This window comes from Bacillus sp. FSL L8-0193 (assembly GCF_037976065.1).
GTDB classification, from domain to species: domain Bacteria; phylum Bacillota; class Bacilli; order Bacillales; family Bacillaceae; genus Bacillus; species Bacillus paralicheniformis.
The window spans coordinates 3,030,008-3,052,805 of record NZ_CP150261.1 but is presented as its reverse complement, the minus strand read 5'-3'; the positions used below and the strand labels follow the sequence as shown (position 1 = coordinate 3,052,805).

The window sequence follows — 22,798 nt, the reverse complement described above, 5'->3', positions numbered from 1 at the left end:
ATTTGAAACGAATTGAATCAGCCAAAAATCAAAAAGTGAAGGATTGGAAAAAACTTCATACGAAAAAAGAGCGGACAAAAACCAATACTTTCTTAATAGAAGGCGAGCATCTCGTTGAGGAAGCGCTGAAGACACCGGGTGTTGTGAAAGAAATCATGGTCCGAGACGAAGCGGATTTCCCGGCCGCGCTTGATGAGTCTGTTGCCCGCTATATTTTGAGCGACGATGCTTTCTCGGCGATTGCCGAAACAGAGACACCCCAGGCTGTCGCTGCTGTATGCCGAATGCCTGAAAGCGGACATTTTCAATACGAAAAGCTGCTGCTTGCGGATGCTGTGCAAGATCCGGGCAATTTAGGGACGATCATCCGGACGGCAGACGCGGCGGGGATCGATGCCGTTGTGATCGGACAAGGCACTGTCGACCCCTACAATGCCAAAACGCTCAGATCGGCTCAAGGTTCGCATTTTCACATTCCGATTTTAAAACGCGAGCTTTCGGAGCTGATTGAAGAGCTAAAGGGAAAAAGCGTCCCGGTATACGGCACAGCGCTGCAAGATGCCGTGCCATTTAGAGAAGCGGAGCCGTCGCAGTCATTTGCGCTATTGATCGGAAACGAAGGATCTGGGGTCGATCCGGATCTCCTCGCACAGACCGACCAAAATCTGTACGTTCCGATCTATGGAAAAGCGGAGTCGCTGAATGTGGCGGCCGCAGCCGCGGTCCTTCTTTATCATCTCCACGGATAACCGGTTGCACAGGATCATGTAATTCACTATAATGAATGTAATATGTTTAAAAACAGTGATAGAGGCTCCGTTTTTTCACATGTCGCCATTTAGGGAGAAAATGCCTTAGACTGCAAGCATTTTTATGGCAGGCCGGAAAAACGCTTCACCTCTTGAGTTGTCACCGGGACCGCGTCTCTCGAGGGATGTGTAAAGGTGAACCGGATTCATTCCGTTATGCCAATGAAGTAAGCAGCAAAGCTTTTTTGCTTTGTTTTAAAAAAGGGTGGTACCACGGCCACGATTCGTCCCTTTCATTATGAAAGGGGCTTTTTTTATTGCCTAAAATAACAGGTTGCTACATAAAAGGAGGAGTTTTTAAGATGCAGGAAGAGCTGAAACGGCTTGAGAAAGAAGCGGTTGAAAAAGTGGAAGCCGCTGGTTCATTAAAAGAAGTCAACGATGTCCGCGTTGCGTACCTGGGAAAAAAGGGACCGATCACGGAAGTGCTTCGGGGAATGGGAAAGCTGTCCGCTGAAGAAAGGCCGAAAATGGGCGCCTTGGCGAACGAAGTAAGAGAAAAAATCGCCGCGGCGATTGCCGAAAAAAATGCCCGCCTAGAGGAAGAAGAGGTGAAAAGGAAGCTGAAAGAACAGACGATTGACGTGACGCTTCCGGGAAGCCCTGTAAAAACAGGAGCACGGCATCCGCTGACGATCGTTATTGAAGAAATCGAAGACTTGTTTATCAGCATGGGATATTCGGTGGAAGAGGGTCCTGAAGTAGAAACCGACTATTATAACTTCGAAGCGCTCAATCTTCCGAAAGAGCATCCGGCCCGCGATATGCAAGACAGTTTTTATATTACGGAAGATACGCTGATGAGGACGCAGACGTCTCCCGTCCAGACGCGCACGATGGAAAAGCATAAAGGCAAAGGCCCTGTCAAAATCATCTGCCCCGGCAAGGTATACCGCCGCGACAACGATGATGCGACACACTCCCATCAGTTTATGCAGATTGAAGGTCTCTGCGTTGACCGCGATATCAGCATGAGCGACTTAAAAGGAACGCTTGAAACGGTCGCGAAAAAGATGTTCGGCGAAGAGCGCGAAATCAGACTGCGTCCAAGCTTCTTCCCGTTTACAGAGCCGTCTGTCGAAGTCGATGTTTCCTGCTTTAAATGCGGAGGCAAAGGCTGCTCCGTTTGTAAACAAACGGGCTGGATCGAAATTCTCGGCGCCGGAATGGTGCATCCGAACGTGCTCGAAATGGCCGGATTCGATTCCAAACAATATCAGGGATTTGCATTTGGAATGGGTGTTGAACGGATCGCGATGCTGAAATACGGCATTGACGACATTCGTCATTTCTATACGAACGATGTCAGATTTTTATCTCAATTTAAACAGGCTTAAAGAGGAGGACGCGTGATGTTTGTTTCATATAAATGGCTGCAGGAATACGTGGATTTAGATGGGATGACTCCCGAGATTCTCGCTGAAAAGATTACGAGAAGCGGAATTGAAGTGGAAGGCATCGAATATAAGGGAGAAGGAATGAAAGGCGTTGTCATCGGACATGTGCTGGAGCGCGAACAGCATCCGAACGCCGACAAGTTGAATAAATGCCTCGTCGATATCGGCGAAGAAGAGCCTGTCCAGATCATCTGCGGGGCTCCGAACGTGGACAGAGGGCAAAAAGTAGCCGTCGCCACGGTTGGTGCGGTATTGCCCGGCAATTTTAAAATCAAAAAAGCGAAGCTTCGCGGGGAAGTGTCTAACGGCATGATCTGCTCTTTGCAGGAGCTTGGCATTCAAGGCAAGCTTGTGCCGAAAGAATATGCGGAAGGCATCTTCGTCTTCCCGGGTGATGCAGAAACCGGTGCGGACGCCCTTCAAAGCCTGGCGCTCGACGATGCGGTTCTCGAACTGGGACTGACGCCAAACCGCGCCGACGCCATGAACATGCTCGGCGTTGCCTATGAAGTGGCTGCGATTCTCGGCCGCGAAGTCAAGCTTCCTGAGACGGCTTATCAGGCAGGCGCCGAAAAAGCGGCGGACTATATTTCCGTCAAAATTGAAGATACAGAAGCCAATCCTTTGTACGCGGCAAAAATCATTAAAAACGTCAAAATCGGCCCGTCGCCGCTTTGGATGCAGACGAAGCTGATCAATGCCGGCATCAGACCGCACAACAATGTCGTCGATATTACGAATTTTGTTCTGCTCGAATACGGTCAGCCGCTGCACGCGTTTGACTATGACCGCTTTGGCTCAAAAGAGGTCGTCATCCGCAAAGCGTACGAAAATGAAACGATAACGACGCTTGATGAACAAGAAAGAACATTGACGCTTGAGCATCTTGTCATCACAAACGGTTCTCTTCCGCAGGCAGTCGCAGGCGTAATGGGCGGAGCGGACTCCGAAGTCCGCGAAGATACGGCGACAGTGCTGCTTGAGGCCGCGTATTTTAACGGTCAGACCGTTCGCAAAGCATCAAAGGATCTCGGTCTTCGCAGCGAATCAAGTGTCCGCTTTGAAAAAGGCATCGATCCTGCACGGGTGCGCCTCGCTGCAGAACGCGCGGCAGATTTGATCAGTCGGTATGCCGGAGGAACCGTCTTAGAAGGTACGGTTGAAGAAAACCACCTTGATATCAAAGAGAATGTCATCCGCCTTTCTGTTGATAAAGTGACGAAGGTTCTCGGCATGTCCATCAGCAAAGAAGAAATGGTCAACATTTTTGAAAGGCTCGGCTTTGCCCTTGAAGACGCTGAACGGGAACTGGTCGTGACGGTTCCGTCAAGAAGAGGCGATATTGCGATTGAAGAAGATTTGATCGAAGAGGTCGCAAGACTGTACGGATATGACAACATTCCGTCGACACTGCCGGAAGTAACAGGCTTTACGGGCGGACTGACACCTTATCAGGACAAGCGCAGAAAAGTAAGACGCTTTCTGGAAGGAGCAGGCCTTTCCCAGGCGATCACATACTCACTAACAAACGATAAAAAAGCAACGGCTTACGCATTGGAAAAATCGTTTAAAACGATCCTTTCGCTGCCGATGAGCGAGGAAAGAAGCGTGCTGAGGCACAGCCTGCTTCCTAATCTGCTTGATTCGGTCGCATACAACCTGGCACGGCAGTCCGATTCTGCAGCTTTTTATGAGGTCGGTTCAGTTTTCTTGAAAGCCGAAGAACATACGAAACCGGTCGAAAAAGAACACGTCGCCGGAGCCGTGACAGGCCTGTGGCATAAAAACCTCTGGCAGGGCGAGAAAAAGCCGGTTGATTTCTTCGTCGTAAAAGGCATCGTCGAGGGTCTGTTGGAAAAGCTCGGCATCACCGAAGGCATCGAATTCGCTCAATCTGAAAGAAAAGAGCTTCATCCTGGGCGGACGGCCAATATTTTGCATAACGGCTCATTAGTCGGCTTCATCGGCCAGCTGCATCCGTCAGTTGAAAAAGAGCTGGATCTGAGCGACACGTATGTGTTTGAACTGGACCTGCACGAGCTCCTTCGATTGGATGTACCGGAGATCACGTATACACCAATTCCGAAGTATCCTTCTGTTACCCGGGATATCGCGCTTGTTGTGAATAAAGAAACAGCGGCCGGTCAGCTTGAGGACGTCATCAAAACAGCAGGCGGCAAATGGCTGAAAGAAGTCCATGTCTTTGACGTCTACGAAGGCGAGCACATGGAAGAAGGCAAGAAATCTGTCGCCTTCAGCCTGCAATATTTGAATCCTGAACAGACATTGACAGAAGAAGAAGTGACAAAAGTCCACGACCAAGTGCTGAAAGCACTGGAGGATGCGTATCAGGCTGTATTGAGAGGATAACCGGTTCCCAGCCCAATTGAGGCTGCCCGGCTGCAGTACAAAAAAGGCGTCTCCGCTTTATGCGGAGACGCTTCAGCGTGTCGACAAACCCTCGCATTCGTTGTCAGGTCTGCGCGTCGGTGCTCACGAATTCCAACATTCGCTCCGCTCCGATGCTCGGCCTTCCTAGACTGCAAAGGTTTTCAATCACGCTGAAAAGATGACAAAATCCCAAAACAAAAAGCCGTTTTGGGATTTTGTCAACAATCTGAGGCGTCTCCGCTTTATGCGGAGACGCCTTTTTATAACTATTGATACCAAACTTTATTTTTCTCGATCAGGCTGTTGTGTTCCGCATCCCAGACATCGACGGTGTATGCGTAATCGTAGTTCATAATGCAACGGATGCCGCTTCCTTGCGGATCATGCTCCACCCCGAAATTATGGGAAAATTCGTGTCTTTGTGCTTTTGCCGTATTTTCCGTTCCCAGGTCGAACGTGACGCTGAAAGCAGGACCGTCCGGTTTAACAGGGTATTGAAAAGCGATGCCGCCCGCTTCAAAATTGTCGTTGGCTGTAAAGCCGGCTACGAATTTATAAGGCCGTCCTTCGAATTTGTCCGCCAGGTTGTCAAGAATGTCAGAGGCATTGCTTCCGGAAGAACTCCATGGGGCAACAGCTTCCACGACAAAATCAATATCGTGGTCGCGGTTAAACATTTCGTCCGCCTCTTCAACGATGTTGACGATTCTCGTTTTCCAGTCTTTGTGTTTCTGCCGGTACTGCTTATCAGCCACCGCGAGGACACTTATCTTTTGCTTGCCCGTGCTTGCCTGAGTCGAAAATTTACCGTTGTTTACATTCTTTTTAAATGTGATCGTACTCGTTTCATTTCCTTTCTCATCCAGCACTTTTGTTTTCGTTGTTTTTTCAATGTGAACTTTGCCTGTTAAATCTTTATAACCTTCCTTAGGTTTAGGCAATGCTTCCTTATAAATCCCTTTTGCTTCATGAGTATGCTTATGACCGCCCGTTTCCGCGACTCCGGCCGCCCCAGGTATTAAACTTGCAGAAAGCAATAAAGTAAAGAATAAAGACCGTTTTTTCATTTGAAAAATTTCCTCCTTAGTTTTTAACAGACTAAAGATTCGTCTAGTTAACTAGAAATCCCTTCTTTCTATCCAAAAAGAGGAAAATATACATAGGTTCTTATGACAAACCTTTCAATGTAACTACAAAGTTCGTTAAAATCAGACAAGAAATCTGCCATTTGACAGTGATTTTTAAACAGAACTATAGGCCTTTTGTTTGCTAATATTCTGATAAATCGTAATATTCTCTAGCGAAAATGATCGAAATTCAGCTAAGATTGCTGAGTTTTGAATTGCCTGCGGGAATAGAAGCAAGAGAAAGGCACTGCTTGGCTGTTTCGCATAAATAGACAAGCCGTCCGCCTCTATAACCTTATTTTGTACCTAATTTCTTCTCTCAATAAATGTTAACCAAGTCACATTCCTCTGGCCCGCTGGAAAAAACTATTTCATATTTCTTTTTTTTAGTATAAAATCATTAATAGTTCAAAATAACCATTCAGAAAGGATTGGTACTATGACAAAAAACCCGAGCAACAGTACTCAAACATTTATCATTTTAGGCTGGATATGTACCGGTATATCACTACTGCTTTTTCCAATTTTATTTGGTGCAGGAGGAGTTATTTTTGGATATCTAGTAAGAAGTAATGGGAAAGTCCAACACGGGACAATCATGATGATCGCAGCTATCGCTTGTGGTTTATTTGGTGTTGTATTAGGAATGGCTTCTGCCGGATATTAAATTCATTCCAATCGATAATGAGAATCCGAGGCAGAACAGTATACATAAAAAAGCAGGCCGACGGGTCTGCTTTTTACTTGATTATAATGCCGGGATGCCAATAGGCCATAATCTCAGCACGCAATGTTTGCAGCCTCTTCATCTTCCTCCCTAATCTTGTCGGGCTCATAGGCCCTTTCCCGTAGGATAAGCGCATCCATATATATGTGGAAGATTTCCGTGATTCTAATATAACTAAGAACATATCATGATTAAGAAAAGCCTCATCTCATTATATTAATCAGGAGATAAAATGAATGATGGTAAGAGCATGAAGTTCATTACGTCCTGTCAAGACAATACACGATTCCGTTTCAAATATTTACTGTGAATGGATCGAAGAAAGAATTCGTAAGTTTCATTGCGAAGAGCCGGGATGAATGCGGGATATAGCCACAAGCGGAAATACTCCTTGGAACTCCGTGAATTGGTCTCTCGAGCTTCCTGCTAAAACAGCTGGGAACCCTGATAGTCAGGAGTTCCCGCTTTTTGGTGTATTCAGTTTTTCGACGCCAGGCGCACCGCTTTCTGTGTGTTCGCAAAATGGCGTTTCGTGAAATGACCGAGCGCTGCTTCGCCGTGTTTCTTGATCAGCTTTGCCGCCGCTTCATCGACGAGCGGACCCGCTCCTTTCGGGAGCGTCATCCCGGCTTCTTTCGAAAGCTTATCCATCTCCATTAAAAATGAATAGCGTGCGATGATCGAAGCCGCTGCAACTGAAAGATGGATGCCTTCCGCTTTTGTGCTGAAATATGTACGTTCTTTGATGGCGTTTTTGCCGGCCAGGTGTTTAAAATAGACGGCAGGTTCTGCGAACTGGTCAATTAAAATCGCTTCAGGCCGGGTTCCGTCCAATTTTTTGAGAAGGTTGCCGATCGCCTGGTTGTGGAGAAGGGCCTTCATTTTTCCCTGGCTCATCCCTTTTTCCTGCATTTCATTATACTTTTCATTTCTCAAGACGAGCAGGCTGTAAGGAACTGTCTTGATTAAGTCGCGCGCGATCTGAACGATTTGCGGATCTTTTAAGTTTTTTGAATCTTTAACACCGAGTTCCTTTAACAGCGGCAGCTTTACCTTGTCAGCGTATACGCACGCGACGGTGATCGGACCGAAATAATCGCCTGTCCCGACTTCATCGGAGCCGATCACAGACATGGAACCGATGCCTTCAGGCGGCTGATAGACGGACGGGATGCTTTTTTTGGATGCGGGCTTTTTGGCAGCCGGTGTTTCAGCATCCGCCGTCCAGCGCTCCGCTTCCTTTTCCGCGTTTTTTCCTTGGAACAGCACCTTCCCCGACCGGTATGCTGTAATGGTGCAGCCCTGTGGTTTGGCCTGGAAAACCGCGCCCTGTACGGAAAGGGAAGTCATGTGAGGCCCGTAGTGGCTTTGCATCCGTTCAATAACAGACGGGGGAACTTTTAAAACAGAATGTGACACGTTCTAATCTCCTTTATTAGCTGCTTAAACAGGCTAAATCATTGTTTTTATAAGTGTATCATAACAGCGGAGGGCTCGTCTTTCCATTCAATCTCTAAACATGTTATGATATAGACTAGGATTCTCGCATAATTGGAATGGAGGAGAAACGTTGTCTGATGGTCAAAAAACGAAAACAACAGTTGACATCTACGGTCAGCAATTCACAATTATCGGCGATGAGAGCAAGAGCCATATGAGGCACGTTGCCTCGATTGTGGATGATAAAATGAGAGAAATCAACGAAAAAAATCCGTATCTTGATATAAATAAACTGGCCGTTTTGACGGCTGTAAATGTGGTTCACGATTATTTGAAGCTGAAGGAAGAGCTTGAGAGATTAAAAGGACAAATTAAAGAAAAGGATTGAACATCACGATGCTAGATATCATCATTATCATTTTGCTTTTGTCCGGTTTGTTTATTGGACTCAAAAGAGGGTTTATCCGCCAGTTTATCCGTTTGGTTACGTTTATCGCAGCGATCGCTGTGGCCGCAACCTATTACGGCGACCTTGCACCTAAGCTCGGCTGGATTCCGTCTCCCGACTTTACGGGCGGCCAGTCTGCGCTGGCGTTTGTAAACGGAAGCCTTGAAGGCGCTTATTACAATATGATTGCGTTTTTGATTCTCTTTTTCCTGACGATTATCCTTTTGAGAATTGCCGCATCGTTTCTGGATGCCGTTGCAAGCATACCGGTTCTCAAACAGATCAACCAAGTACTTGGAGCCGTGCTCGGTTTTGCGGAAATCTATCTGTTCGTGTTTGTCGTTCTGTTCATCGGAACGCTTCTGCCGATCGATGTTCTGCAAAACATGATGGCCGGTTCGGTGATGGCTGATTTGATCATTCATAAAACACCGTTTTTATCAAACATGTTAAACAATCTGCTGCATCAGTACGGATCTTTGTAAAAACTTCTCTGTTTGTAGGGAAGTTTTTTTTCGGGGCTCTTGAGAACCCCGAAAACTGTCGAATAGGCCTGTTTGTTGTAGGATCAGCCAAAAATTTGTATGATTGAAGCAGGATGAACGAGGGGAAACAAGAGGTGAACAGCATGCATAAAAAAGATATCATCAAATTGCTTGAAACGATTGCGATATATATGGAACTAAAAGGGGATAACCCGTTTAAGATCTCCGCTTTCAGAAAGGCTGCGGCAGCTCTTGAACAAGACGACCGGAGCCTCTCGGAAATCGATGATATGATGTCCCTGTCAGGGATCGGCAAAGGCACGTATGCCGTCATCAAGGAATATATGGACACGGGAGCGTCCGGTACGCTGGAACGATTAAAGGAAGAGGTTCCGGAAGGACTTGTCCCGCTTTTGAAGCTGCCGGGCCTCGGCGGCAAAAAAATCGCCAAGCTGTATCAGGAGCTCGGCGTCTGTGATGCGGCGTCTTTAAAAGAGGCATGCGAACAGCAAAAGGTTCAGGGGCTTGCCGGATTCGGCAAAAAAACGGAAGAAAAAATCCTGCAGGCTTTAGGTGAAGCGGGGAAACGCCCTGAACGGTACCCGATCGCGGTCGCTTTGGCTGTCGCCGGCATCATCGAAGAACAGCTTGAAGGGCTCCAGGGCCTCATCAAGTTTTCGCGGGCTGGAAGCCTGCGCCGTGCCAAAGAAACGGTGAAAGACCTCGATTACATTATGGCTGTCACTGATCCGGAACTGGTCCGGGAAGGACTCTTAAAGCTTTCGAACATCAAGGAGGTCATTGCCGCAGGAGATACGAAAGTGTCTCTCACATTTGCGTTTGAATACGAAATCAGTGCGGATTTCCGGCTGGTGACGGAGGAACAGTTCCCAACGACGCTCCATCATTTTACCGGATCAAAAGACCACAATATCAAAATGCGCCAGCTTGCCAAAGAAAAAGGCGAAAGAATCAGTGAATACGGCGTCGAAACCGTTGAAACTGGAGAAATTAAAACCTTCTCAAGCGAACAAGAGTTTTTCGCCCATTTCGGGCTTCCGTTTATTCCGCCCGAACTGCGGGAGACAGGAAGAGAAGTTGAGGACTACCGCGATGACATCGGACTCGTTTCCGCCGAGGATATTCAAGGAGACCTTCATATGCACTCGGCTTGGAGCGACGGTGCTTTTTCGATCAGGGAAATGGCGGAAGCCTGCATGGCAAAAGGGTACCGCTATATGGCGATCACAGACCATTCCCAGTATTTAAAAGTGGCAGGCGGTTTGACGCCTGAGCGCCTGCGCATGCAGGCGAAGGAAATTGATGAACTGAATAAGGAATTGACCGATTTTCATATTTTTAAAGGCGTGGAAATGGACATCCTGCCTGACGGAACGCTAGATTATGACGATGAGCTGCTGGCGGAAATGGACCTTGTCATTGCTTCGATCCATTCAAGCTTTTCACAGCCGCAGCATGTCATCATGAAGCGGCTTGAAACCGCACTGATGAATCAGCACGTTGACATTATCGCTCATCCGACCGGCCGTCTGATCGGAAGAAGGGCGGGTTATGAAGTCGATATTGACCAGCTGATCGAGCTTGCGAAGAAAACGAATACCGCCTTGGAACTGAACGCAAATCCAGCGCGGCTCGATCTCAGGATGGAACACTTGATGAAAGCGAATGCTGCCGGAGTGACACTCGTTATTAATACGGATGCCCACAACACAGCGATGCTTGACGATATGAAAACGGGCGTTACGGCAGCGAGAAAAGGATGGACGCCAAAGGCCAATGTATTAAATACCCGCTCCTTTGAAGAAGTCCAGGCATTTTTGTCGCGCCATCGATCTTAAGGAGGTTTAATGGACGTTGCAGCAAAAAGCGCTATCAGCACTTGAATTTCATAAAGTAAAAGAACAGCTCACAGAGCATGCGGCATCTTCTTTAGGGAAGGAAATGCTTTTGGAACTCAAACCTTCCCGTTCGCTCGAAGAAGTCAAAAAGCTGCAGGAAGAAGTCGATGAAGCAGGAACCGTCCTGCGTTTAAAAGGAAACGCCCCTTTCGGAGGCCTTACCGACATTAGAAAAGCGTTAAGAAGGGCGGAAATCGGCAGCATTTTAAGCCCGGCGGAATTGACCGAAATATCGGGTCTGCTATACGCAGCAAAACAGATGAAGCATTTTCTCGAAGGCCTGTTCGAAGACGGGGTTGAGATTCCTTGTCTTCACCAATATGCAGAAAAGCTCATTCCGCTTTCCGAATTGGAAAGAGACATCAATTCGTGCATCGATGATCATGGAGAAGTGCTAGACCATGCATCTGAGACGTTAAGGGGAATCAGGACGCAACTGCGGACGCTTGAATCAAGAATCAGGGACCGGCTGGAATCAATGTTGCGTTCTTCATCTGCGCAAAAAATGCTGTCGGATACGATCATCACAATTCGCAACGACCGCTTCGTTATCCCTGTCAAACAGGAGTACAGATCAAGCTACGGAGGAATCGTGCACGATCAGTCGTCTTCCGGCGCGACATTGTTTATCGAGCCTCAGGCGATTGTCGATATGAACAATGCGCTTCGCCAGGCGAAAGTAAACGAAAAACAGGAGATTGAACGGATTTTGCGCGTCCTGACAGAAAAGACGGCAGAGCACACAAATGAACTCTTTCACGATGTCAAAGTGCTTCAGACGCTGGACTTTATTTTTGCAAAAGCAAAATACGCCAAAGCGACAAAAGCGGTTAAACCGGCTGTCAATGCTGACGGCTATGTCCGCCTGATTCAAGCCCGCCACCCGCTTTTGCCCCTGGATGAAGTCGTTCCGAATGATATTGAGCTCGGCGGAGAGTATACGACAATTGTCATCACGGGCCCGAACACGGGCGGTAAAACGGTGACGCTTAAAACGCTCGGGCTTTTGACCATTATGGCGCAGTCGGGATTGCACGTACCAGCGGAAGAAGGATCAGAAACCGCCATATTTGATCAAGTATTTGCCGATATCGGCGATGAACAGTCAATCGAACAAAGCTTAAGTACGTTCTCGTCACATATGGTCAACATCGTCGATATTTTGAAAGACATGACGGAAAACAGCCTTGTGCTTTTTGACGAGCTCGGCGCCGGGACAGACCCGCAGGAAGGCGCGGCCCTTGCGATCAGCATCCTTGATGAGGTGTGCCAGACTGGCGCGCGCGTCATTGCCACGACTCATTACCCTGAGCTGAAGGCATACGGCTACAATCGCGAAAATGTCATTAATGCAAGCGTCGAATTTGATATCGATACACTGTCGCCGACCTACAAGCTGTTAATCGGAGTGCCCGGCCGAAGCAATGCGTTCGAAATTTCGAAGCGACTCGGGCTGCCTGATTACCTGATCGGCCGCGCAAAAGCGGAGATGACGGCCGAGCATAATGAAGTTGATACGATGATCGCATCGCTGGAAGACAGCAAAAAGCGCGCCGAGGCGGAGCTGAACGAGACAGAAGCCATCCGCGCCGAGGCTGAAGCCCTTCACCGCGACCTCCAGCAGCAGATCAGCGAATGGCAGGAGAAAAAAGAAAGGCTCTATGAAGAAGCGGAGCAAAAAGCGGCTGAAAAAGTCAAAGAAGCGATGAAAGAAGCAGACGAGATCATCCAGTCGCTCCGCATGATCAAGGAAGACCATAAAGCATTTAAAGACCATGAGCTGATCGAGGCGAAAAAACGCCTTGAAGAAGCGGTGCCTTCGTTTGAAAAAGCGAAAAAGCCGGCTCAGAAAAAAACGGACAAGCGCGAATTAAAACCGGGCGATGAAGTCAAGGTTTTAACCTTTGGTCAAAAAGGGACGCTGCTCGAAAAAACGGGTGCGGCCGAATGGAATGTTCAAATCGGCATTCTGAAAATGAAGGTTAAGGAAAAGGATCTGGAATTCCTGAAATCGGCACCTGAACCCGAAAAACAAAAAACGATCGCCGCCGTCAAAGGAAAAGATTATCACGTCTCGCTCGAACTCGACCTTAGAGGGGAGCGGTATGAAAATGCGCTTCACCGGGTTGAAAAATACTTGGATGATGCGGTGCTTGCGGGCTATCCAAGAGTCTCGATCATCCACGGAAAAGGAACCGGCGCCCTCCGAAAAGGCGTTCAGGACCTCTTGAAATCCCACCGCAATGTGAAAAACTCCCGGTTCGGCGAAGCGGGAGAGGGAGGATCAGGCGTCACCATTGTCGAATTAAAATAAAAAAGGGAGTCTAGAAGGATGAAAGAGTTTTGGGAGAACAACCTTGTGGAAATTGCCGCGTACTACAGCGTTTCCGTTTTGTGTCTTGTGATATTTTTATCTGTGTTTGAACTCGTCACCACCTATAAAAATTGGGAGGAGATTCAAAAAGGAAACATGGCGGTCGCGATGGCAACAGGCGGAAAAATTTTAGGCATCGCCAACGTGCTGCAAAAATCGATCAGCCAGCATAATTCCCTGCTGCAAATGATGGGGTGGGGGCTGTTCGGTTTTATCCTGCTTTTGATCGGCTACTTCATTTTTGAATTTCTGACGCCGCGCTTTAAAATTGACAAGGAGATTGAAAACGACAACCGCGCAGTCGGCTTCATTTCATTCGTTATTTCAGTCGGCCTGTCATTTGTCGTGGCTTCGGGTATCTAAAGGGGATCAACATGGAGAAATTAGCGAAAGTCCTGTTTTTCACAGCTGGGGTATTTGTGGTTATCGGCCTGATTTATATGATCTTTTATGCTTGAAAAAGGTGTCCTTTAAAAGGGCGCCTTTTTAAAAAGAAAAAATATCATTACTTTCTGAATATTGTTTTGATATACTGAAATCAAGAATATATTGTTTAAAAGGGGGGAGCTTATGCCGACTGAAAAACCGTGGCTGCGTCATTATCCCGAACAAATTCCTCACGAGCTGCAATTTGAAGATCAAACACTCCATTCCATCCTGCAACAATCCGCCCAACAGTTTTCTGAAAAAACAGCGATTCATTTTCTCGGAAAAAAATGTTCGTACCGGCAAGTTTATGAGGACGCTTTAAAAATGGCAGATTACCTGCTGTCACTCGGCATTCAAAAAGGAGACAGAGTCTCGATCATGCTGCCGAACTGCCCGCAGGCGGTTATCGCGTATTACGGCGTTCTTTTCTCCGGCGGCATCGTCGTCCAGACAAATCCGCTGTATACGGAAAGGGAGCTTGAACATCTGCTTCATGACAGCGGGGCAACCATCATCATTACGCTTGACATGCTGTACCCGGCAGCATATAAAATGAAAGCGCTGTCAAATATCCGGCACATCATTGCGACAAGCATAAAAGATTACCTGCCTTTCCCTAAAAATCTGCTGTACCCAATCGTGCAAAAAAAAGAGAATCAAATGTCGGTTGAGATCAATGAAAATGAGACGACACACCTCTTCCGAACCATCATGAAACGCCCCGTTCCAAGCGGTCCGCCGGGGATTGAAATCGATCCGGCCCACGACATTGCCGTCCTGCAGTATACCGGAGGCACGACAGGCACGCCAAAAGGCGTCATGCTCAGCCACCGCAACATACTAGCCAATATGGAGATGTGCGATGCCTGGTTTTATCAATTGAATAAAGGGGAGGAGAAGGTGCTGGGGATCGTCCCGTTTTTTCACGTCTACGGAATGACGGCCGTCTTGAATTTCACGATCAGGCAGGGATATGAAATGATTCTGCTGCCGAGATTTGACGCGCGCGCAGCGCTGAAAACGATCGATAAAGAAAAGCCGACGATATTTCCGGGGGCACCGACGATATATATTGCCCTGTTGAACCATCCTGATCTTCACCAATTTGATCTGTCGTCAATTAAGAGCTGTTTGAGCGGATCTGCAGCGCTTCCTGTTGAAGTCAAACAGCAGTTTGAAAAGGTAACGGGCGGAAGGCTTGTCGAAGGTTACGGAATGTCTGAAACCTCGCCCGTCACTCACGCCAATTTTATTTGGGATTTGAATAAAGCGGGCAGTATCGGCTGTCCTTGGCCTGGTACAGACGCGGCTATCTATTCGGAAGAAACCGGCGGTTTTCTCGGACCTTATGAGCATGGAGAAATCGTCGTCAAAGGACCGCAGGTGATGAAGGGCTACTGGAACAATGATGAAGAAACCGCTCAAAGTCTAAGGGACGGCTGGTTTTTTACAGGGGACATCGGCTACATGGATAAAGACGGCTTCTTTTATATTGTCGACCGCAAAAAAGACGTGATCATTGCCGGGGGATACAACATTTACCCGCGTGAAATCGAAGAGGTGCTCTATGAGCACGAAGCCGTTCAGGAGGCGGTTGTTGCCGGCATCCCTGATGAATACAGAGGAGAAACGGTTAAGGCTTTTATAGTGCTGAAAGATCATGTTACAATAACGGAGAAGGAATTGGACGAATATGCCAGATCGCGTCTGGCTCCTTATAAAGTACCGAAAGTATACGAGTTCAGGGACGAACTGCCGAAAACGGCAGTCGGGAAGATTTTAAGAAGAGCGCTCGTTCAAGAAGAAAAAACCGGCGTCTGAAAAAGCGAAGTCTGCCGTCGATTTTGACGGCATGCTTTTGTGGTGCGATTTGAGTTTAGCTTCTTGACAAAGCGTCCATTTTTATTTACGATAAACTCATGAATGAGTATTCATTCATTAATTTGAAAGGAACGAAGCCAATTGAAACAAAAGAGACCAAAGTATATGCAGATTATCGACGCAGCTGTCATTGTGATTGCAGAAAACGGATACCATCAGGCGCAGGTTTCGAAAATCGCCAAGCAGGCCGGAGTGGCGGACGGCACCATTTATCTTTATTTTAAAAACAAAGAAGATATTCTCATCTCGCTATTCAAAGAGAAAATGGGACAGTTTATCGAGCAGATGAACGAAGAAATGGAAGTGACAAATTCGGCGACAGAAAAGCTCACGCTGTTCATCAAAAAGCACTTTGAACTGCTCAGCAGCGATCGCCACCTCGCGATTGTCACCCAGCTTGAGCTGAGGCAGTCGAATCTTGAGCTGAGGCTGAAAATCAATGAGATTCTCAAAGGGTACTTGACGATCCTGGAAGACATCATCACCGAAGGAAAAGAAGCGGGAGAATTTAAGAGCACGCTTGATGTCCGCCTGGCGAAGCAGATGATTTTCGGTACGGTGGATGAGACGGTTACAACCTGGGTGATGAATGATCAAAAATACGATCTGCCAAAGCTGGCAGACAGCATTCATGAATTGCTGATCCATGGGTTCGGCAGCCAAAAGACGAAGGAGGAGAAATAAAATGGCAGCATTAACATACGCCGTAGACGACTATATCGCAACCATTACGATTCAGCACCCGCCGGCAAATGCGCTATCGACGCAAGTGCTTGAAGACCTTTCCGCATGTCTTGAGGAGCTTTCAGAACGTCAGGATGTCAGAAGCGTCGTGATTCACGGGGAAGGAAGATTTTTCTCGGCAGGCGCTGACATTAAAGAGTTTACATCATTGATGGACGGGTCTGATTATGCAAATTTGGCTGATAAAGGCCAGCAGATTTTCGAAAAAGTAGAATCTTTTCCAAAGCCCGTGATCGCCGCGATTCACGGAGCTGCTCTTGGAGGAGGTCTGGAGCTTGCGATGGCATGCCACATCCGGATTGCCGAGGAGAGCGCTAAGCTCGGCCTTCCCGAACTGAATCTCGGAATCATTCCCGGCTTTGCGGGAACGCAGCGCCTTCCGAAGTATGTGGGCACCGCCAAAGCGCTTGAAATGATCGGGACATCAGAGCCGATATCCGGCAAGGAAGCTTTTGAATACGGCCTTGTCACGATTTTGGCGGCGAATGAAGAAGAAGTGCTGCAAAAGGCACAAGAGCTCGCGCGAAAATTCGCTGAAAAAAGTCCGCAGACGATGGCTTATGTCATTGAACTCCTGAATTCGAGCAAAGTGTATTCGTATGAAGGCGGCCTCAAGCTGGAAGGAAAATACTTCGGCGAAGTGTTCCAATCGGAGGATGCGAAGGAAGGGATTCAGGCATTTCTTGAAAAGCGGAAGCCGCATTTTAAAGGGAAATAACAAACGTGAAAACAAAGGGGATGAATAGAACATGAACATTTATGTCTTAATGAAGCGCACGTTTGATACAGAGGAGAAAATTCAGATTGAACAAGGGGAAATCAGCACGGATGGAGCGGAATTCATCATCAACCCGTACGATGAGTACGCCATTGAAGAAGCGCTTCAGCTGAAGGAGAAGCACGGCGGTGAGATTACGGTTGTCACAGTCGGCGAGGAAGAAGCTGAAAAAGAACTCAGGACGGCTCTGGCGATGGGGTGCGACAAAGCCGTTTTGATCAACATTGAAGACGATCTGGAAGAAGCGGACCAATATACGGCGTCAGCCATCCTATACAACTATTTGAAAGACCGCGAGTATGACATGATACTCGGCGGGAATGTGGCGATCGACGGGGGATCGGGACAGGTGGCGCCTCGTTTGGCCGAGCTGCTCGGCATCCCTTGTATCACGACGATTACAAAGCTGACGGTAAACGGCGGAGATGTTGAAGCGGAACGCGACGCCGAGGGTGACCTTGAAGTGATCCAAACGTCGCTTCCAATCGTAGCGACTGCACAGCAGGGGTTGAACGAACCGCGTTATCCGTCACTTCCGGGAATCATGAAGGCGAAGAAAAAGCCTCTTGAGGAGCTTGAACTTGATGATCTGGACATCGACGAGGAAGACGTGGCCGCCAAAACAAAAACGATCGAACGGTTCCTGCCTCCGAAAAAAGAAGCCGGGAAAATCCTTGAAGGGGAGCCGGAACAGCAGGCGGCAGACCTTGTATCACTGCTGAGAAGCGAAGCAAAGGTCGTTTGAAGCCGAAGGGAGCAAAAACACGGTCATTAAAATACAGGGGGAAATGGACATGAGCAAAAAAGTTATCGTATTGGGAGAGTTCAGGGACGGTTCGTTGAGAAATGTGACATTCGAAGCGATAGCCGCAGGAAAAACGGTTGCCGAAGGGGGAGAGGTGATCGGTGTTCTCTTCGGTGAAAGCGTTTCAAGCGATGCGGCACAACTGATCCATTACGGCGCTGACAGAGTGCTTACAGCCGAAAACCCGCTCTTGAAAAACTATACGTCTGACGGCTATGTTCAAGCCTTTATGCCGATCATTGAGCGCGAAAGTCCGGACGTGATCATTTTCGGCCATACGTCAATGGGCAAAGACTTGTCGCCGAAGCTTGCAGCCCGTATGGGAACAGGGCTGATATCAGATGCCGTCAACGTCGAAGTAGCCGGCGGCAACATCGTGTTTACAAGACCGATCTACTCAGGCAAAGCGTTTGAGCGGATCATTTCCGAAGATGAAACGATTTTTGCAACGATCAGACCGAATAATATTGCCCCGCTCGACAAAGATGAGACGCGAACGGGAGCGGTCGAAAGCATCGAAGCGGATATTCGGGACATCAGAACGGTTATCAAGGACATTGTCAAAAAAACGTCCGAAGGCGTCGATTTGTCTGAAGCGAAAATCATCGTAGCCGGCGGCCGCGGCGTCAAAAGCGAGGAAGGCTTTAAACCGCTGCAGGAGCTTGCCGACGTACTGGGCGGCGCGGTCGGCGCTTCAAGGGGAGCCTGTGACGCAGACTACTGCGACTATTCGCTTCAAATCGGCCAGACCGGCAAAGTCGTAACTCCAGACTTATATATCGCCTGCGGCATTTCAGGAGCGATTCAGCACCTCGCAGGGATGTCAAACAGCAAAATCATCGTTGCCATCAACAAAGATCCGGAAGCCGACATCTTTAAAATTGCCGACTACGGGATCGTCGGCGACTTATTTGAAATCGTTCCGCTGCTCACGGAAGAATTTAAAAAGCTGAGCGTCAGTACTTGATCAAAAGCCGGCCTGAAATGGCCGGCTTTTTACATAGGCACATTTCCGCCTTTTGCAAAATAACATGGAATAAGGACATTTTTAGAAAGGCTAAAATCCCGATGTGTAAAACTGCGCAGATAGGGAAATGTATAATCAAGCATTATGTTAGCGTGAACCAAAGGGAGATGCTATACTAAAAAGCATAATTTCACAATTGGAGGAATGAAAGAATGGCTATCGTAAAAGCAACTGATCAAACATTCTCATCTGAAACAAGTGAAGGCGTAGTTCTTGCCGACTTCTGGGCTCCTTGGTGCGGACCTTGCAAAATGATCGCGCCGGTACTTGAAGAGCTTGATCAAGAAATGGGAGACAAACTGAAAATCGTAAAAATCGATGTTGACGAAAACCAAGAAACTGCCGGCAAATACGGCGTGATGAGCATCCCGACTCTCCTCATACTAAAAGACGGCGAAGTGGTTGAAACATCTGTCGGCTTTAAACCGAAAGAAGCCCTTGAAGAACTGGTCAACAAACATTTGTAAAATAGAAACCTGTGAAAAAGGCGATTCCAAAGGGATCGCTTTTTTCTTACAACGCCCCGTCTTCCTTCTCCAATTGTAGCGAACGTACGGTCGGTCATGGTAAACTGAAATGAAGAAAAAACGCCGAAACAAGGAAGGATTTTTGATGAACAAAAAAATCAAAGAAAAGCTGGCCCTTCTCCCGGATCAGCCTGGCTGCTACTTGATGAAAGACAGGCAGGATACCGTCATCTACGTCGGGAAAGCGAAAATCTTAAAAAACAGGGTCCGCTCCTATTTCAGCGGGTCCCATGATGCCAAAACACAGCGTCTTGTCAGTGAAATTGAAGATTTTGAATACATTGTCACCTCCTCGAACATCGAAGCGCTCATTCTTGAAATGAATTTAATCAAAAAGTACGACCCGAAATATAACGTGATGCTGAAAGATGATAAAAGCTACCCGTTTATTAAAATCACGAACGAGCGGCATCCGAAGCTGATTGTCACGAGGAAGGTCAAAAAAGACAAAGGCCGCTATTTCGGGCCGTATCCCAATGTCCAGGCTGCGAGGGAAACAAAAAAGCTGCTGGACCGCCTCTATCCGCTCAGAAAGTGCGCCAAACTGCCGGACCGCGTCTGTTTGTACTATCATCTCGGACAATGTCTGGCGCCATGCGTATATGATGTGTCTGAGGAGACAAACCGACAGCTCACAGAAGAAATCACCCGCTTTTTAAAGGGCGGATACAATGAAGTCAAGAAAGAACTTGAAGCAAAAATGCTCGAAGCCTCGGAAAACCTGCAGTTCGAACGGGCGAAAGAATTCCGCGATCAAATGGCCCATATCGAGTCAACGATGGAAAAACAGAAAATGATGCTGAATGACATGGTTGACCGCGATGTATTTGCCTATTCGTATGACAAGGGCTGGATGTGCGTCCAGGTCTTCTTTATCAGGCAGGGCAAATTGATTGAAAGAGATGTCAGCATGTTTCCTTTATACAGGGAAGCAGACGAGGAGTTTTTGACGTTCATCGGGCAATTTTACTCAAAAAACAACCATTTCCTCCCAAGGGAAATTTTAGTTCCAGACAGCGTCGATAAGGACATGATTGAGGAGCTTTTGGACGTGAACGTGCGCCAGCCGAAAAGGGGAGCGAAGAAAGACCTGCTGCTCCTTGCCCATAAAAATGCAAAGCTCGCTTTGAAAGAGAAGTTTTCGCTCATTGAACGGGACGAAGAGCGGACGATCGGCGCGATTGAAAAGCTCGGCAAAGCACTGGGCATCTACACGCCGTACCGAATTGAAGCGTTTGATAATTCAAATATTCAAGGAACGGACCCCGTTTCGGCGATGGTCGTCTTTCTCGACGGAAAACCGCATAAAAAAGAGTACCGCAAATATAAGATTAAGACGGTTGAAGGCCCTGACGACTACGGGTCAATGCGCGAAGTCATCAGAAGAAGATATACAAGGGTGCTGAAAGAGAATCTGCCGCTGCCTGATTTAGTATTGATCGACGGCGGAAAAGGCCAGGTGTCTGCCGCCCTTGACGTTTTGGAAAATGAATTGGGGCTCGATGTCCCTGTTGCCGGTCTGGTGAAAGATGATAAACACAGAACTTCCAACCTTTTGATCGGCGACCCCCTTGAGATCGTCCAGCTTGAGCGGAACAGCCAGGAATTTTACCTGCTTCAGCGCATTCAGGATGAAGTTCACAGGTTTGCGATCAGCTTCCACAGGCAGCTCAGAGGAAAAAGCGCATTTCAATCGGTGCTCGACGGCATACCGGGCGTCGGCGAACAGCGGAAAAAACTGCTGTTAAAACATTTCGGTTCCGTTAAGAAAATGAAGGAAGCGAGCGCCGAAGATATCCGCAAGCTCGGCATCCCCCTGAAGACGGCGCAGCTGATTGAAGAGGCTCTGAAAAAATAATGTTGAACTTTTAAAAAGAATCTGATAGAATTTGTACTAATTTCATAATAAGATCGTGTGATATGGTGAAGATAGAGGTGCGAACTTCAAGAGTAGGCTTGATGAGGAAGATGGATTCCGATGAAAAAAGCTGAAAGGGGAGCGTCGCCGAAGCGGGGAAAAAATCCATTCGTTTTTCCTGCTGGCTTTACATTGAATAAATGTAAGGCTGTCAAGAAATCATTTCTTGGAGGGCTATCTCGTTGTTAAAATCATCGGCATTTTGTTGGTTAAAGCAATGAGGGAATTTCTCTCATTGCTTTTTTTGTACGAAAAAACGTACAGCCCGCCGGTCAAGTTTTCCTCTTCATACATAAACAAGCACGAACGAAAACAAAAAGGGTGGTATTTGATGGGTCTCATCGTCCAAAAATTTGGCGGAACTTCAGTAGGATCAGTGGAAAAAATATTGAATGTCGCAAACCGTGTCATCGAAGAAAAACAGCGCGGTCATGATGTTGTCGTCGTCGTTTCAGCGATGGGCAAATCGACGGATTCCCTCGTCGCGCTTGCTAAGGAAATTACCGAGCAGCCGGGCAGCAGGGAAATGGATATGCTGCTGACAACAGGAGAACAGGTGACAATTTCGCTGTTGACAATGGCTTTGCAGAACAAGGGGTATGATGCGGTTTCCTATACAGGCTGGCAGGCCGGCATCGAAACCGAAAATATTCACGGCAACGCAAGAATTACGAACATTGATACAGGCAAGCTGAAAGAGCGTCTGAATGAAGGGAAAATCGCCGTTGTCGCCGGATTCCAGGGGACGACAGCGGAAGGTGAAATCACAACGCTCGGCAGAGGCGGATCAGATACGACAGCCGTTGCCCTCGCAGCTGCCCTGAAAGCCGATAAATGCGACATTTACACCGATGTACCGGGGGTTTTCACAACCGATCCCCGCTATGTGAAAACAGCGCGGAAGCTGGCCGGAATCTCCTACGATGAAATGCTTGAGCTTGCCAATCTTGGAGCAGGCGTCCTGCACCCGAGAGCTGTTGAGTTCGCGAAAAACTATCAGGTACCTTTGGAAGTCCGTTCAAGCACCGAAAAAGAAGCCGGCACATTAATCGAGGAGGAATCATCAATGGAACAGAATTTAATCGTAAGAGGCATTGCATTTGAAGATCAGATCACACGCGTGACCGTATGCGGCCTGGCGAGCGGCTTGACGACGCTGTCAACGATTTTTACAACGCTCGCTAAACAGAACATCAACGTTGACATCATCATTCAATCAGTGACAAGCACAAGCCAAACGTCGATTTCTTTCTCCGTGAAAACGGAAGACTTAAAACGGACGGTCGAAGTTCTCGAAGAATACAAAGACGCGCTCGACTATGAACAGATTGAAACGGAAAACAGGCTGGCCAAAGTCTCGATCGTCGGTTCAGGCATGATCTCCAACCCGGGAGTAGCAGCGGAAATGTTCGCTGTGCTGGCGGAAAAAAACATCCAGGTCAAAATGGTCAGCACATCCGAAATCAAAGTTTCGACTGTCGTCAACGAAGGCGATATGGTGAAAGCCGTTGAAGCGCTGCATGATGCTTTTGAACTGTCAAAGCAGACAGCAGTCATTTAAAAAGAAAAAGG

The 22,798-nt window shown here is 47.7% G+C and carries 19 protein-coding genes and 1 riboswitch; of the genes, 17 read left to right on the top strand and 2 right to left on the bottom strand.

Features of this window, described 5'->3' with window-relative positions:
• The first annotated feature begins 2 nt into the window (after positions 1-2).
• The 3 genes from MHH76_RS15270 to pheT all read left to right on the top strand — a co-directional run bounded on the left by MHH76_RS15270 (position 3) and on the right by pheT (position 4,576).
• Positions 3-749 carry an RNA methyltransferase gene (locus MHH76_RS15270; RefSeq protein ID WP_025811016.1) on the top strand — a complete coding sequence of 249 codons (747 nt, stop codon included), beginning with the start codon at positions 3-5 and terminating at the stop codon, positions 747-749.
• Between the two features lie 362 nt (positions 750-1,111).
• Positions 1,112-2,146 carry a phenylalanine--tRNA ligase subunit alpha gene (pheS, locus tag MHH76_RS15265; protein WP_003184229.1) on the top strand — a complete coding sequence of 345 codons (1,035 nt, stop codon included), beginning with the start codon at positions 1,112-1,114 and terminating at the stop codon, positions 2,144-2,146.
• Positions 2,147-2,161: 15 nt separating this feature from the next.
• Positions 2,162-4,576 (top strand): phenylalanine--tRNA ligase subunit beta, encoded by a 2,415-nt coding sequence (gene pheT / locus MHH76_RS15260; protein WP_043054426.1) that lies wholly within the window; start codon positions 2,162-2,164, stop codon positions 4,574-4,576.
• Between the two features lie 287 nt (positions 4,577-4,863).
• Here the strand turns inward: pheT and MHH76_RS15255 are convergent, their stop codons facing one another.
• A complete protein-coding gene (locus MHH76_RS15255) occupies positions 4,864-5,664 on the bottom strand; it encodes a zinc-dependent metalloprotease (protein WP_020452509.1) in 801 nt (266 codons plus the stop codon).
• A gap of 499 nt (positions 5,665-6,163) precedes the next feature.
• Between MHH76_RS15255 and MHH76_RS15250 the strand changes: the two genes are divergently transcribed.
• Complete coding sequence (locus MHH76_RS15250; RefSeq protein ID WP_020452508.1) at positions 6,164-6,391, top strand: hypothetical protein; 228 nt, start codon at positions 6,164-6,166, stop codon at positions 6,389-6,391.
• A gap of 537 nt (positions 6,392-6,928) precedes the next feature.
• Here MHH76_RS15250 and rnhC read toward each other — a convergent pair.
• Complete coding sequence (gene rnhC / locus MHH76_RS15245) at positions 6,929-7,870, bottom strand: ribonuclease HIII (protein ID WP_020452507.1); 942 nt, start codon at positions 7,868-7,870, stop codon at positions 6,929-6,931.
• Between the two features lie 151 nt (positions 7,871-8,021).
• Here rnhC and zapA point away from each other — a divergent pair, with 151 nt between their 5' ends.
• From zapA to MHH76_RS15180, 13 genes are all read left to right on the top strand, one after another.
• Positions 8,022-8,279: a cell division protein ZapA gene (gene zapA / locus MHH76_RS15240; protein ID WP_020452506.1), complete on the top strand. Its 258-nt coding sequence runs from the start codon at positions 8,022-8,024 to the stop codon at positions 8,277-8,279.
• An 8-nt stretch (positions 8,280-8,287) separates the two neighbouring features.
• Positions 8,288-8,824, top strand: a complete 537-nt coding sequence (locus MHH76_RS15235; RefSeq protein ID WP_023855455.1) for a CvpA family protein — start codon at positions 8,288-8,290, stop codon at positions 8,822-8,824.
• A 143-nt stretch (positions 8,825-8,967) separates the two neighbouring features.
• Positions 8,968-10,683 (top strand): DNA polymerase/3'-5' exonuclease PolX, encoded by a 1,716-nt coding sequence (gene polX, locus MHH76_RS15230; RefSeq protein WP_025811018.1) that lies wholly within the window; start codon positions 8,968-8,970, stop codon positions 10,681-10,683.
• A gap of 16 nt (positions 10,684-10,699) precedes the next feature.
• Positions 10,700-13,057: an endonuclease MutS2 gene (locus tag MHH76_RS15225; protein ID WP_023855454.1), complete on the top strand. Its 2,358-nt coding sequence runs from the start codon at positions 10,700-10,702 to the stop codon at positions 13,055-13,057.
• Between the two features lie 18 nt (positions 13,058-13,075).
• Positions 13,076-13,480 carry a DUF350 domain-containing protein gene (locus MHH76_RS15220; protein WP_003184198.1) on the top strand — a complete coding sequence of 135 codons (405 nt, stop codon included), beginning with the start codon at positions 13,076-13,078 and terminating at the stop codon, positions 13,478-13,480.
• A gap of 207 nt (positions 13,481-13,687) precedes the next feature.
• Complete coding sequence (locus MHH76_RS15215) at positions 13,688-15,367, top strand: AMP-binding protein (protein WP_023855453.1); 1,680 nt, start codon at positions 13,688-13,690, stop codon at positions 15,365-15,367.
• A 141-nt stretch (positions 15,368-15,508) separates the two neighbouring features.
• Complete coding sequence (locus tag MHH76_RS15210) at positions 15,509-16,111, top strand: TetR/AcrR family transcriptional regulator (RefSeq protein ID WP_020452501.1); 603 nt, start codon at positions 15,509-15,511, stop codon at positions 16,109-16,111.
• Between the two features lies 1 nt (position 16,112).
• Positions 16,113-16,889 carry an enoyl-CoA hydratase gene (locus MHH76_RS15205; protein ID WP_020452500.1) on the top strand — a complete coding sequence of 259 codons (777 nt, stop codon included), beginning with the start codon at positions 16,113-16,115 and terminating at the stop codon, positions 16,887-16,889.
• Positions 16,890-16,920: 31 nt separating this feature from the next.
• Entirely contained in the window at positions 16,921-17,694 is a 774-nt protein-coding gene (locus tag MHH76_RS15200; protein ID WP_020452499.1) for an electron transfer flavoprotein subunit beta/FixA family protein, read from the top strand.
• A 49-nt stretch (positions 17,695-17,743) separates the two neighbouring features.
• The gene (locus MHH76_RS15195) at positions 17,744-18,721 is read left to right on the top strand and encodes an electron transfer flavoprotein subunit alpha/FixB family protein (RefSeq protein ID WP_039072904.1); all 978 of its coding nucleotides are present in this window, start codon (positions 17,744-17,746) and stop codon (positions 18,719-18,721) included.
• A gap of 212 nt (positions 18,722-18,933) precedes the next feature.
• Positions 18,934-19,248 (top strand): thioredoxin, encoded by a 315-nt coding sequence (gene trxA / locus MHH76_RS15190; RefSeq protein ID WP_020452497.1) that lies wholly within the window; start codon positions 18,934-18,936, stop codon positions 19,246-19,248.
• A 145-nt stretch (positions 19,249-19,393) separates the two neighbouring features.
• The gene (gene uvrC, locus MHH76_RS15185) at positions 19,394-21,166 is read left to right on the top strand and encodes an excinuclease ABC subunit UvrC (RefSeq protein WP_023855450.1); all 1,773 of its coding nucleotides are present in this window, start codon (positions 19,394-19,396) and stop codon (positions 21,164-21,166) included.
• A gap of 64 nt (positions 21,167-21,230) precedes the next feature.
• Positions 21,231-21,411: riboswitch (Lysine riboswitch) on the top strand.
• 146 nt (positions 21,412-21,557) lie between these two features.
• Positions 21,558-22,787 (top strand): aspartate kinase, encoded by a 1,230-nt coding sequence (locus MHH76_RS15180; RefSeq protein ID WP_043054600.1) that lies wholly within the window; start codon positions 21,558-21,560, stop codon positions 22,785-22,787.
• Positions 22,788-22,798 lie beyond the last annotated feature (11 nt).